We start from the raw sequence: 13269 nt of genomic DNA on the forward strand, positions 1-13269 counted from the left end.
ACGGTTAACTATTATAAAAACTCTTGCCTTTGATCAATAAATCTTGCTTTTGTTTATTGCACACCGCGAATGAAAACCCCTTTTGAATGGCGTAAGCGCCGTATTCGCCTTTTTTGTTAATGGCTAAAAATCCAACCTGTATAGTTTTGGCGGTTTCAGGCTTCTTTTTGATGATCCGGTTTACCGCCTCGCGGCAGGCATCTTCGGGGCTATAGCCACGGCGCATCAGTTCAACCACTAAAAAGCTGCCCACATTGCGGATCACTTCTTCGCCAACACCGGTTGATGTAGCGCCGCCAACTTCGTTATCTACATACAAGCCGGCACCAATAATTGGGCTGTCGCCTACACGCCCGTGCATTTTAAAGGCCATTCCGCTGGTAGTACAAGCGCCGGATATATTGCCTTTGCTGTCAATAGCCAGCATGCCTATGGTATCATGGTTATACTGGCTGCCACGCATCTGCGGCGAGTTTTCTATATTGATGATGGGTTTATATTCCGCTTTTTTTAACCATTCTTTCCAGGCTTTTTCTGATTCGGGGGTTAGCAAACGCTCTTTTTTTAAGCCGTTTTGGATAGCAAACTGCCTTGCGCCATCGCCGGCCAGCATTACATGCGGCGTTTTCTCCATCACCAGCCGGGCAACCGATATGGGGTGGGCAATATCTTCCATGGCAGCTACAGAGCCGCAATTACCAAACTCATCCATAATACAGGCGTCCAGTGTTACAAAGCCATCACGATCGGGATAACCGGCCCTGCCTACCGAGTGGTTCTTCAGGTCGGCCTCGGGGATTCTGGCCCCGGCTTCAACCGCGTCGAGCGCCCGGCCGCCTTTACTTAAAACTTCCCAGGCAGCGGCATTGGCAACTACGCCAAAATCCCAGGTAGAGATAACTACAGGCAATGTAGAAACGGTAGAAGGATCGGAATTTCCCCTTGCAATGCGGGGAATAAATGTGGCCAAAGACGCGCTTATGGCCGATAATTTGATAAACTTACGCCTGTTATACATAAAGCTAAGATATATTTATGGCTAATATCATCCGGATTGTATCCGGAATGATACGTATTTGTCCTCAATTTGTCCTGCTATTTTTCCTCATTCAAACCGGTATCATCCGCTAAAATAGCGTTCGCCTTTTCTATGTCGTGCTCAAAAATATTTAATTTAATACCACCAATGGCCTGGTTATAAAGCGGGTTGGCGCCAATGGTATTTTCATCACTGATAAAACATGAGATGCCGTTAGCTTCTAACCGGGTGCGGATAATGTGGGCCAGCATGGGGTCATAAAAAGTTTGAAACGTAATGATATGTCCGTTATTATCCATAAGTACTCAACATGATTTTTCAATAATAGGTTTTTATCGCAGCTTTTTTATGCGATATTGGTATTTTTATTCGTCTGATCAATAATGAACCGCATCGACCGCATATCCGCCATTTTAATTCAACTGCAATCGCGCCGCGTTGTAAAGGCCGCAGATATAGCCGAACGCTTTAATATTAGCCTGCGTACCGTTTACCGCGATGTGAAAACCCTTGAGGAAGCCGGTGTACCCATCATCGGCGAGGCGGGGGTAGGCTATTCTATTATGGATGGGTATCGTTTACCGCCGGTAATGTTCACGAAAGAGGAAGCCACCGCCTTTTTAACTGCCGAAAAATTTGTAGAGAAGTTGACCGATGCGGCTACCACCGCGCAATATCAATCGGCCATGTACAAGGTGAAGGCCGTTTTACGATCGGCCGATAAGCACATGCTGGAGGATATGGATGGCAACATAGCCGTACTACGATCGAAAAAACGAGGGCCTGAAGATACCGACCACAATGCGCTGCAACCGATATTAACCGCTATCGTTAATAAAAACGTTTTAGGTATCGATTATTTTGCCCTGCACAGCCAGGCCGATACCACACGCCATGTAGAGCCCGTTGGGATATTTTTTGCGGAGGGTTACTGGCACCTGATAGCCTATTGCCGCTTGCGGGATGATTACCGCGATTTTCGTATCGACCGGATCAAGAAATTATATACTACCGGCCTGCAATTTGATAAACAGCATCCTACACTAAAGCAATACCTGTCGCAAGTAGCCAAAGAGCAAAAGCTACATACCGTAGTGATGAATGTAGATAAGACGATATGCGCTTATATTGACGCGCAGAAATTTTATAACGGTTTTGTATCGCAGGAGGAGCAGGGCGACGCCATCCAGATGACTTTTTTAACTACCTCCATCGAAGGTTTTGCCCGCTGGTACCTGATGTTTGGCGACCAGGCACAAATTATCACCCCCGATTATTTAAGGGACAGGATAAGGGTGATACTGGATGAGATGGCGAAAAATATCTCCAGTCCCGATCTGTTGCTGACATAGGATTGTCATCCCTCAGCTGTTAATTTATATCATGGATATTCTTAAACAACGATTAGCCAATCAGCAGATAGCCCGACAGCAATTTAAACATGTGGCAGAGGTAGTGGGTTGGTTTGGCGCTGTGCAGGCGCAGGACTATGCCGGCGCCAAATGGGCTTTAGCCTTACGCCTGAAAAATGCGAAGGACGAGGTGATTGAGCAAGCCTTAACCGACGGTAAAATATTACGCACCCACGTATTGCGCCCAACATGGCATTTTGTTGATCCTGCAGATATCAGGTGGATGCTGGAACTAACCGCGCCACGGATAAACGCCGGTAATGCAGCACGTTACCGGGAATTTGAACTCACCGAACAGGTTTTGAATAAATGCCATGATATCCTGATCAGGAGTTTAGAAGGGCATAAATACCTTACCCGTACTCAGTTATCAGCTATATTGAATAAAGCAGGGGTTGCCACCCATAATAACCGCGCCGCCCATATCATGATGCATGCCGAACTGGCCGGATTAATAAGCAGCGGCCCGCGCAATGGTAACCAGTTTACTTATGCCTTGTTAGATGAACGTGCGCCTAAAACCCAACCGATTGATAGGGATGAGGCTTTAGCAAAACTAATGGAGCGCTATTTTACCGGTCATGGTCCCGCAACCGCACACGATTGCGCCTGGTGGTCGGGTTTAACATTGGCTGATGTGAAGCGGGGTATTGACATTGCAGGCGATAAGCTTAACACAATAACGATTAAAGACCGGACATACTGGTTTGCGGCTGACATGCCTGATGCGGGTAAAATGAACAATAAAATATACCTGTTGCCAACGTATGATGAATATATTGTAGGTTATGCGGATAGATCGGCATTGGCTGCCGCCAGCCATATTAACGCAAGGAATAATGCCTTATTCAGTAATACTATTATAGCAAAAGGCAAAGTTGCCGGCATTTGGAAGCGAACGCTTAAAAAAGAAAGCGTGTTAATTGAACCCGAAATATTTGGCAAGGTAGACGAAACTCAGTTGCAAAAAGCGGCTGAGTTGTATGGTAAGCACTTGGGTAAAACTGTTGTTATTTCTACTTAGATATCAGACTTACGAAATTTTAAAACTTCAAGGGTTCAACCATGTCATTGCGAGGAGTCTGGGTTGTGCTGTGGGGCGACGCGGCAATCTCATAGGCAGATACGCTTGCTTGTCCTATGGGATTGCCACGCTACGCTCGCAATGACAAGGTGTTTTAGGTATCAAGTCATAGCTGCCGCTCAAAACTTAATCGCTTCCCGTTAACCCCTTCAATCAATTCCCCGTTCTGGTAAACCAAATTACCCGATACCAGCGTATGCGTTACTAAAGAAGTGAAAGTTTCCCCGTCGAACGGGCTCCATTTGCATTTGTATAAAATATGGTCGGCCTGTACTTTGTTTGGTTTATTTAAATCAACTAATACTAAATCGGCCCAATAGCCTTCGCGGATAAATCCACGTTTTTCAACCTGGAAGCAGGTAGCCACATTATGCGCCATCTTTTCTACGATTTGCTCAAGCGTGATCTTTCCCTGATGATACAATTCCAGCATCGCAATCAACGCATGTTGCACCAGCGGCCCGCCGGATGGTGCCTGTAAGTATGCCTGAGCTTTTTCTTCAATGGTATGCGGGGCATGATCTGTCGCGATAACATCTATACGGCCATCTAAAACGGCTTTTAATATGCCATCACGGTCATGCGCGGTTTTTACGGCCGGGTTCCACTTAATCAGGTTGCCCTTCGTGGCATAATCCGCATCGCTGAACCAGAGATGGTGTATACAGGCTTCGGCGGTGATGCGTTTATCTTTTAACGGTGTAGTATGATCAAACAGATGCGTTTCCTTTTCGGTAGAGATATGCAGGATATGCAGGCGGGTATTGTTCTTTTTAGCCAGTTCAACCGCCATGGACGAAGACAGGTAACAGGCTTCCTCGCTCCGTATTTTGGGATGTTCGTTAATGGTGATGTTATCGCCTAAAATATATTTATAATAAGCCAGGTTCTTTTTAATGGTGGCCTCATCCTCGCAATGGGTAGCAATCAGCATGGGCGATTCGGCAAACAGTTTCTCCAGCGTGGTCGGGTTATCCACCAGCATATTCCCGGTTGACGACCCCATGAAAACCTTAATACCGCAAACATTATGGATATCGGTCTTGAGCACCTCGTCCAGGTTATCATTACTGGCCCCCATATAAAAAGAGTAGTTGGCCAACGACTTTTGCGCGGCTATGGCATATTTATCAGCCAGTAATTCCTGCGTAAGCGTATTCGGTACGGTATTCGGCATTTCCATAAAGGAGGTGATGCCACCCGCCACAGCCGCCCGCGATTCGGTATAGATCTCGCCCTTATGCGTTAATCCCGGCTCACGGAAATGCACCTGGTCGTCTATACAACCGGGGAGTAAATGTAAACCCTCGCCGTTGATCACCTGGTCGGCCGGTACATCAATGTGATTATCAATCCGGTCTATCAGGCCATCTTTAACCAAAAGATCGGCTACAAACTGGCGGTTTTCGTTAACTATAGTGGCTTGTTTGATGAGGATGGTGGGCATAACGCAAAGATGGTGGAAAGTCGGGAAGTCCGCAAGTCGGAATTTTAAATTAAGCCCCATCATTCTTTAAATTTGACATGCATCGTTTAATATCGTAATTTTATAAAAAAGACGATATGCTAACTACAGATCGAATAACATCGGATCCAAACATTATGGGCGGTAAAGCTTGTATACGTGGCATGCGTATTACGGTATCGCTGGTGCTTAATCTTGCCGCAAATGGTATGAGCAAAACCGAAATACTTGATCAATACCCAGCCCTTGAGGCAGAAGATATAGATCAATGCTTAAAATATGCCGCATATTTAGCCGAAGAAGAATTATATACCACTCAAAAAGTATCTTAATTGCAATTTTTATTGGATATGGGGATATCGGCGCATGTTGCAACATGGCTTAAGCAGCATGGGCATAATGCGGTGCATTTAAATGATGAAAACCTTTTCACCTTACCCGATAATTTAATCATTGAAAAGGCTATAAAAGAAAACAGGATCATTTTAACCGCCGATATGGATTTTGGTCAATTATTAGCCTTTAATAAATATCAACAAGTATCAGTTATACAATTCCGCGTATCGGATTTTACTCCTCTAAACATAATAACCAAACTGGAATTACTTTTTGAAAAACTTTCAGGCCAATTAGATGGGGATTTTATTATCACTATTGAAGATAACCGGATAAGGTTTAGAAAACTACCTATCTAAAACCAACACATCTCTGTCAAATATCTTTCCGTCTTCCGGACTTTTCCGACTTCCCGACTAAAAGACCTATCTTTGCCGGCTATGGCAGCAGCCTTCGAAGATTTTAATTTTAACAAGCAGGTTTTAAACGCTATAGCCGACGCCGGCTATACCGAACCGACGCCTGTACAGCAAAAAGCCATTCCGCCCATACTTAACGGACAGGATGTGATGGGTATTGCGCAAACCGGCACGGGTAAAACCGCTGCTTATGTATTGCCCATTATTATGAAGCTGAAATACGCCCAGGGCGAACACGCGCGGGCGCTCATTGTATCGCCAACCCGCGAGCTGGCCATGCAGATTGAAGAGAATGTAAGAGCCTATTCTAAATATACCGACCTGCGCACTGTTGTATTATACGGAGGCTTAGGCCCTAAAACGCAGATAGAGAACATTAAAAAGGGGGTGGACATCATCGTAGCTACACCCGGCCGCCTGATGGATATTTATCTGGCCGGTCACATCGTTACCAAAACCCTGCAGGTATTGGTACTGGATGAAGCCGATAAGATGATGGATATGGGCTTTATGCCGCAAATTAACCGGATACTGGAAGTGGTACCGCGCAAACGCCAAAATCTGTTGTTTTCGGCTACCATGTCTGATAAGATTCAGCAGCTTTCCACTAATTTCCTGGAGTTCCCAACTATTATAGAGGTTACCCCGCAGGCAACCCCGGCCCAAACGATCAAACAAAAGCTGTATCACGTACCCAACATTAAAACTAAGATCAACCTGTTGCGTAATTTACTGGACGCGGAAGAGAATGTGATCACCAAGCTAATCGTATTCTGCAAAACCCGCGTCGTGGCCGAGGATGTGTACAAATACCTGGTGCGCAAGTACAATCAAAAGCTGGTTAAAGTACTGCATGCCAATAAAGGACAAAATACCCGCATCAATTCCATCAATTCGTTTAAGGATGACGAGGTGAAGATATTGGTGGCAACTGATGTAGCATCGCGCGGGATAGATGTAAGTAATGTGAGCCACGTGATCAACTTTGATGTGCCGGTGGTATATGAAGATTATGTACACCGTATAGGCCGTACAGGCCGCGCTTTGCAGGCAGGGGAGGCTATTACCTTTTGCAACCCTACCGAGGTATACTATATGGGTAAGATCCAAAGGCTGATCAGGCAGATCATCGACGTGTATCCCATACCTGATGACGTTTTTGTTGAGGAAACCCCTTACGAAGAACGCCAGGATCAGAACAAAGAAATAGACCTGCAAAAACGCAAGGAAGATCCCGATTTTAAAGGCGCCTTCCACGAGAAGAAAACCCTGGCCCAGCATAAAAAATTCGATGCTAAAAAATTAAAGGCCAATCCGCGTTTGGGCTCAAAAAATCCGACCAAAAAATTCAAAAAGAAACATTGATCGTCTTTATATAAAAATGAAATTCAGAATTACGCCATTAAACTTCGTCACTACAGCTTTTTTAATCCTGGCTGTGTATATGTGGAAAAACGGGGCCAGCATAGCAGGTGTACAATACCAGCAGCTGCATTTAGGCCATACGCTTAGCTGGATCTTCCTGCTTTTTGCCTTTGTGATATTTGTGCTTGATCTGATGTTTCGTAATTTTTTCCCTGAAACCAAAAAACTGTGGATAGTGGAAATAAGCTTTATCGCTTTAGCTACCATCATATTCTTACTTGTCCGAAAATAATACAAATGAAAACTGCTGAAATAAAACTGATCGTTAGTTTGGACGATCAAAACCTGCCCGAGACCATTACCTGGGAATCAACTGATGCCACTACTAAGGAGGCTATCCCCGTAAAGGGCATGAATCTGGCCGTATGGGACCATAACTATAAAAACACCATGCACATTAACCTGTGGACTAAAGACATGCCGGTTGATGAAATGAAACGCTTTTTCCACGAAACATTGCTGACCCTTGGCGATAGCTTTTTAAAAGCCACCGGTGAAACCAATATTATAGAGGACCTGCGCGATTACTGCGCCCACTTTGCCGAAAAAATGGAGATTACGCGGTAAGTGGGAAGTCCTTAGTCTGGAGTCTATAGTCTTAAGTCAGGATTTTAAACGGAAACTTAGGACTTCGAACTTAGGACTAAAGACTTCCGACTTAAGACTCCAGACTTAACAAAACGGTAGAGCAGGGTAAAACCTGTTGCCGATATGAAGCACATGGCGGCCAATACCCACCATAGCATGGTAAAATGGCCGTACAGGATAATCTGGCTGCCTACTGTAGGCGCTAAGATCTGCGCGGTTGACCACGACATGGAATATAACGCCGCGTATTGCCCGCGGTTATGTTCGGATGTACGCACTATCCAAAAGGCGTTCATAAAGGGCATGCTCATCATCTCGCCAATGGTTATCAGTATCAGCACAATTACCCCGACCAGGTGCCCGCCGGTAAAAAATTCAGCAGCATAAATGTGCAGCCGGTAAGTACTACGCCTATAGTTATATAATTTAAGGGATGCCTTTTACCCTCCAGGTTATTGATGATCACCATCTCAAATACAACGATCAGGATCCCGTTGAGCGCCATGAGTAGGCCAATAAAGCGTTCGCTAAAATGCCACTCGGTTTTGTAAAACAAGGGCTGGATGGTGAATAGCTGAAAAAAACAGGTAGCATATAAAACCGCCATCACTATAAATGCCAGGTATATCTTGTCCTTGTAGGCCGATGCAGGCAGCGTCCCCGGGCCGCTTACTTTCCCCGATCTGCTAAATCCCGATCGTGGCAGCAGTTTTAATAGCAATAACGCGGCTAATATATTGGTACAGCCATCAACCCAAAATAGCAGATGATAGTTAATTGATGCCAGTAAGCCCCCCAGCGCCCCGCCTATAGACCAGCCCAGGTTGATAGCCAGGCGGTTTAATGAATAAGAACGTGTTTTAGTTTCGGGCGAACTGTGATGCGCGATAGCTGTAGAGTTTGCCGGCCGGAAGGCCTCGTTGCAAAGGCTCAGTATAAAAGTAAATAAGGCCAGGGTAACAAAGGTTTTTTGAAAGCCTAACAGGATAAACAGCAGTCCGCCTAATAACAACGCGCCTACCTGCACATCATAAAACCCATATTTATCGGTTAGTTTGCCGCCTAAAAATGCCCCGCTGATGGATCCAAGTCCAAATATCCCTAAAATATAACCGGCCTGGATAATGCTGAAATGCAATTGCTGCGTGCAGTAAATGGTCATAAACGGAATAACCATAGTACCGCTGCGGTTGATAAGGATCACCGCCGATAAGTACCAGCTGTTGAGCGAAAGCCCGGTATAAGCTTGTTTATATAATTGGATAGGGGATAACATTTAGCCAAAGATAGGTTTATCCATATGGATATAAAAGACAGGTAAAAGTCAAATTGTCGTCTTAACGTTTGGCTAAAGCCTCTTAAGCTTAATAAGCTATTCCGCCCCATAAATGGGGCAGCAATGAACAGATGGATGTTATTCATTGTCGTTAGGTTTAGCTAACGGATCGTTATGCAAAAGAATGGCTTTAGCCCCAATAAGCTAAGCAAATGGGGGTGGGCATAGATGTGTTGAAAACTATTATCATAATTGCAAAAAATCCCACAATGTCTATTGAAATAGTCTATTTATAGCTATCAGATTATGAAAGGTTTATAAAATTATCCACATTCCTGTTTTTTTTGCAATAAATGATATGATTTATCATCAAAATTATATTTCAAATATTTACCTTCGGGGCGTCTTAAAGCCCGGTCGCTAAAAACAAGGGTTTTAATTTAATCAATTATAACATGAAACATAATTTTGGTGCCGGACCAGGCATCTTACCACATGAGGTACTGAAACAAGCCGCCGCAGGCGTGATCGATTTTAACGGAATAGGTTTATCTATCCTGGAAATATCGCACCGTTCGCCCGATTTTGAGGCTGTTTTAGATGAAGCCGTTAAACTTGTTAAAGAAGAGTTAGGCGTACCCGAAGGTTATTCGGTATTGTTTTTACAAGGCGGTGCCAGCACTCAATTTGCTTTAGTACCCTACAACCTGCTGCCGGAAGGTGGCAAAGCTGCTTATGTTGAAAGCGGCGTTTGGGCTAACAAAGCATTGAAAGAAGCCAAATACTTTGGCGATGTGGAAGTTATTGCAACCGCTAAGGATGCTAACTTTACTTATATCCCTAAAGATTTTACCATACCTGCCGATGCCGCGTATTTGCATCTTACATCAAACAATACCATTTACGGTACACAGTTGCAGGAATTTCCGGCATCGCCGATACCGGTAGTTTGTGATATGTCGTCGGATATATTCAGCCGTAAAATCAACGTGGCCGATTTTGGTGTGATCTACGCCGGCGCGCAAAAAAATATGGGCCCTGCCGGTACTACACTGGTTATTATTAAGGATGAATTGTTAGGCAAAACAGGCAGGAAAATACCTTCGATGTTTAACTATCAGACTTTAATTGAAGGTGGATCCATGTATAATACCCCGCCGGTATTTGCTATTTACGTATCTATGCTTACCCTGCGCTGGTTAAAAGCTAAAGGTGGTGTTGAGGCTATCCAAAAAGAAAACGAAGCTAAGGCGGCCGTACTTTATGAAGAAATTGACCGTAACCCGCTATTCAAAGGCGTGTGTAAGGTAGAAGACCGCTCACACATGAATGTTTGCTTTGTGGTTGAAAACCCCGAACACGAAAAGCCATTCCTGAAGTTTGCCGAAGAACGCGGTATTGACGGCATTAAAGGCCATAGAAGCGTTGGCGGTTTCCGTGCATCAATTTATAACGCATTGCCTATTAATAGCGTATACGTTTTAATTGAAGCCATGCAGGAGTTTGCAGAGAAGAATAAAGTTTAGTGATTAGAGGTTGGTGATTAGAGATTAGAGATTAGTTCTTTTCTCTGGCACACATACCCTAATCTCTAATCAACTAATTAACTAATCTCCATTTAAAAGAAATGATCAAAATATTAGCTAATGATGGTATCGACCCGATAGGCAAGAAATTGCTGGAAGAAGCCGGGTTTATAGTAGATACCAATAACATCCCGCAGGATGAACTGCCTGCACGTTTAAACGAGTACGATGTAATTACCGTGCGCAGCGCTACTAAAGTACGCAAGGCCCTTATCGATGCCACCCCAAACCTGAAAGTGATCGGTCGCGGTGGTGTTGGTGTGGATAATATTGATGTAGAGTACGCCAAAGAGAAAGGCATCCCCACTTATAATACGCCTGCATCGTCATCTTTATCAGTTGCCGAACTGGTTTTTGCGCACCTGTTTACTGGCATCCGCTTTTTGCAGGATAGTAACCGTAAGATGCCCATTGAAGGCGCTACTAAGTTTAACGACCTGAAAAAGGCTTATGCCAAAGGTATCGAGCTGCGTGGTAAAACCATTGGCATCATGGGCTTTGGCCGTATCGGTCGCGAAGTTGCTAAGATAGCTATCGGTGTAGGTATGGACGTGTTAGCTTATGACCTGTTCCCTTTTAACCCCGAGGTGGAGATTGTTTTAGGCTGCGGCGGTACTAAGGTTAATGTGGCTGTAAAAACCGCTACCCTGGACGAGATCATCGCGCAAGCTGATTTTATTACCCTGCACACGCCATTTATTGAAAAACCAATATTAGGCGCTGCCGAATTTGAAAAAGTTAAAAAAGGCGTAGCTATTGTAAACTGCTCACGTGGTGGTTTAATTGACGAAGCCGCTTTAATTGCTGCTTTAGATAGCGGAAAAGTAAGTTTTGCCGGACTGGACGTTTACGATAACGAGCCAACCCCTAACGAGGCATTGCTGAAACATCCTAAAATATCATTAACTCCACACATTGGTGCGGCTACCAACGAAGCGCAGGAGCGCATTGGTACCGAGCTGGCCAGTTTGATTATTAACCATTTCAAATAGCATTACCCTCACAATTCTCTAAAACAATCCCTTAACGGGATATAGGCCCCGGCAACCCGGGGCCTTTTTTGTTGTATGATCTTTTGATTATTGTAAAAACAAATGATAATCCATTAATTTGGCTGCTTAACCCTCAATTACGCTATTTAATGCAACCTTTTACGGCTGTTTTGCATCTTCTATCATATCAACTATTATGAAAAAAATCTTTCTTTGCTGCTTGTTTATATGGCTAACCGGAAGCACTTACGCGCAAACCCTCAACCCCGAACGTAAGTTTTCGGCCCAGCAACTCAGGGCTGACCTCTCTTTTTTAAAACAGCAGCTATTTAATGCCCATGCCGATCCCTTTACCGAACTATCCCGGGCTGATTATGAAAAAGTTTTCGACCTTATTAACGGGCAATTAACCGATTCTATGACGGCGACTGCTTTTTATAAAACAATTAAGCCAGCTATGGCGCCACTATCAGATGAGCATGCGCAGATTAGCATTGCAGCGCCTTTACAAACATACGCGTATAAAAATGGAGAAACTTTCCTGCCTTTTTCATTAATTAAGCAGGGAAATAACTATCGGGTTGATGAGTTGCTGATAGCGAATACCGGTTTACAAAAAGGCGACATAATTACTCAGGTAGATGGCCAGCCCATAGCCACGCTGGTATCACGTTGCACAAATTATACAATTGGCTTCCCATCGCAACGGGCGCAAAACGCGTTAGAACAATTTGGTTATTTGTACACCTTATCAACCCCCGGTACCGCAACAGCTTTTAAGGTTAAAAACGAAAGCGGGAAAGTTATAAATGTAAGCGGCGGCCGGTTTAAATTTTGGCAGGATTATGTATTGCGTAAAGCAGGGCAAACTGGTGTACAGGATAAAAGCCTCTCGTATACCCGATACGGCGACGCGGGATATATTAATGCCCGGGGTTTTGATGCGCGAAACGACAAGGACCTGGATTCGATAAAGCGACAGATAGCCGGCATATTCCGCCAGATTAAAACCGATGGGGTTAAAACCCTTTTTATAGATGTAAGCAGAAACAGTGGTGGTAATTCACAGGTGGGTAACATATTGATTGATTATTTTTATGATAAACCGTATCGCAGTTATCAATGCAATTGGAAGCGGAGCGAAGAGTACCTGAATTTAATGAAGTCGTGGGGGGCAAGTAATTCCTATTATACCTCACAGCCAGTGGGTCAGGTTATTCATTTCGACTCATCCGATAATCCCCCTTCTAACCCTAACCCCGATAGGTTTAAAGGCAAGGTGTATGTAATGGTTGGCAATGGGACTTTTTCCAGCGCTATTATGTTTGCAACAATAGTTAAGGATAATCATATTGCCGAACTAATAGGTCAGGTACCATCTAACGGGCACCCTAACCACTTCGGAGAATTATATGCAACCCAATTGCCTAATACCAAATTGGATGTAAGGTTTGGTGTAAAGGAATGGATCCGTCCCGCTGGCAAAACCGGGGAGAACATACTACAACCGGATGTACTGGTAGATATGGATAAGCCTATCCCCGAGCTTATTAAGACGCTGGTAAAGTAAACACCATTCATCACATTTAAGGCAGGGGATAGCTTAAGCCATATCAATCACAGGTTGTTTACGCAGCCCGGAATGCT

Annotated in this window: 15 protein-coding genes; 10 read left to right on the plus strand and 5 right to left on the minus strand. The window is 44.3% G+C overall.

The features are described 5' to 3' along the window. Positions 1 to 4: 4 nt before the first annotated feature. Together AC07M6_RS03135 and AC07M6_RS03140 are read right to left on the minus strand one after the other, a co-directional pair. Complete coding sequence (locus tag AC07M6_RS03135) at positions 5 to 1018, minus strand: glycosylasparaginase (protein ID WP_494887454.1); 1014 nt, start codon at positions 1016 to 1018, stop codon at positions 5 to 7. A gap of 77 nt (positions 1019 to 1095) precedes the next feature. After that, positions 1096 to 1338 (minus strand): putative signal transducing protein, encoded by a 243-nt coding sequence (locus tag AC07M6_RS03140; RefSeq protein ID WP_494887455.1) that lies wholly within the window; start codon positions 1336 to 1338, stop codon positions 1096 to 1098. Positions 1339 to 1422: 84 nt separating this feature from the next. On the opposite strand from AC07M6_RS03140, the gene AC07M6_RS03145 reads away from it, so the two are divergent. Together AC07M6_RS03145 and AC07M6_RS03150 are read left to right on the plus strand one after the other, a co-directional pair. After that, positions 1423 to 2391 carry a helix-turn-helix transcriptional regulator gene (locus AC07M6_RS03145; RefSeq protein ID WP_494887456.1) on the plus strand — a complete coding sequence of 323 codons (969 nt, stop codon included), beginning with the start codon at positions 1423 to 1425 and terminating at the stop codon, positions 2389 to 2391. Positions 2392 to 2422: 31 nt separating this feature from the next. Continuing rightward, positions 2423 to 3475: a winged helix DNA-binding domain-containing protein gene (locus tag AC07M6_RS03150; protein ID WP_494887457.1), complete on the plus strand. Its 1053-nt coding sequence runs from the start codon at positions 2423 to 2425 to the stop codon at positions 3473 to 3475. 166 nt (positions 3476 to 3641) lie between these two features. Here AC07M6_RS03150 and AC07M6_RS03155 read toward each other — a convergent pair whose 3' ends face one another. Further along, complete coding sequence (locus AC07M6_RS03155) at positions 3642 to 4982, minus strand: dihydroorotase (RefSeq protein WP_494887458.1); 1341 nt, start codon at positions 4980 to 4982, stop codon at positions 3642 to 3644. 116 nt (positions 4983 to 5098) lie between these two features. On the opposite strand from AC07M6_RS03155, the gene AC07M6_RS03160 reads away from it, so the two are divergent. The 5 genes from AC07M6_RS03160 to gldC all read left to right on the plus strand — a co-directional run bounded on the left by AC07M6_RS03160 (position 5099) and on the right by gldC (position 7747). After that, on the plus strand, positions 5099 to 5332 hold the full coding sequence (locus tag AC07M6_RS03160; RefSeq protein WP_494887459.1) for a DUF433 domain-containing protein: 234 nt from the start codon (positions 5099 to 5101) through the stop codon (positions 5330 to 5332). Continuing rightward, positions 5333 to 5695 carry a DUF5615 family PIN-like protein gene (locus AC07M6_RS03165; RefSeq protein ID WP_494887460.1) on the plus strand — a complete coding sequence of 121 codons (363 nt, stop codon included), beginning with the start codon at positions 5333 to 5335 and terminating at the stop codon, positions 5693 to 5695. A gap of 81 nt (positions 5696 to 5776) precedes the next feature. Next, positions 5777 to 7120, plus strand: a complete 1344-nt coding sequence (locus AC07M6_RS03170) for a DEAD/DEAH box helicase (RefSeq protein ID WP_494887461.1) — start codon at positions 5777 to 5779, stop codon at positions 7118 to 7120. A 16-nt stretch (positions 7121 to 7136) separates the two neighbouring features. Continuing rightward, positions 7137 to 7412 carry a hypothetical protein gene (locus tag AC07M6_RS03175; protein WP_494887462.1) on the plus strand — a complete coding sequence of 92 codons (276 nt, stop codon included), beginning with the start codon at positions 7137 to 7139 and terminating at the stop codon, positions 7410 to 7412. Positions 7413 to 7417: 5 nt separating this feature from the next. Continuing rightward, a complete protein-coding gene (gldC, locus tag AC07M6_RS03180; protein WP_494887463.1) occupies positions 7418 to 7747 on the plus strand; it encodes a gliding motility protein GldC in 330 nt (109 codons plus the stop codon). 56 nt (positions 7748 to 7803) lie between these two features. On the opposite strand, the gene AC07M6_RS03185 is transcribed toward gldC, so the two are convergent. Both AC07M6_RS03185 and AC07M6_RS03190 read right to left on the minus strand, forming a co-directional pair. Next, the gene (locus tag AC07M6_RS03185) at positions 7804 to 8109 is read right to left on the minus strand and encodes a hypothetical protein (RefSeq protein ID WP_494887464.1); all 306 of its coding nucleotides are present in this window, start codon (positions 8107 to 8109) and stop codon (positions 7804 to 7806) included. Between the two features lie 2 nt (positions 8110 to 8111). Further along, positions 8112 to 9044, minus strand: coding sequence for an MFS transporter (locus AC07M6_RS03190; protein WP_494887465.1), 933 nt, complete (start codon positions 9042 to 9044; stop codon positions 8112 to 8114). 455 nt (positions 9045 to 9499) lie between these two features. On the opposite strand from AC07M6_RS03190, the gene serC reads away from it, so the two are divergent. The 3 genes from serC (at position 9500) to AC07M6_RS03205 (ending at position 13192) form a co-directional block, all read left to right on the plus strand. Further along, positions 9500 to 10570 carry a 3-phosphoserine/phosphohydroxythreonine transaminase gene (serC, locus tag AC07M6_RS03195; RefSeq protein WP_494887466.1) on the plus strand — a complete coding sequence of 357 codons (1071 nt, stop codon included), beginning with the start codon at positions 9500 to 9502 and terminating at the stop codon, positions 10568 to 10570. A 101-nt stretch (positions 10571 to 10671) separates the two neighbouring features. Continuing rightward, positions 10672 to 11622, plus strand: coding sequence for a D-2-hydroxyacid dehydrogenase (locus AC07M6_RS03200; protein ID WP_494887467.1), 951 nt, complete (start codon positions 10672 to 10674; stop codon positions 11620 to 11622). 196 nt (positions 11623 to 11818) lie between these two features. After that, a complete protein-coding gene (locus tag AC07M6_RS03205; RefSeq protein ID WP_494887468.1) occupies positions 11819 to 13192 on the plus strand; it encodes a S41 family peptidase in 1374 nt (457 codons plus the stop codon). Positions 13193 to 13269: the final 77 nt, after the last annotated feature.

It is taken from the genome of Mucilaginibacter sp. GW821-FHT07H05, from assembly GCF_059418485.1.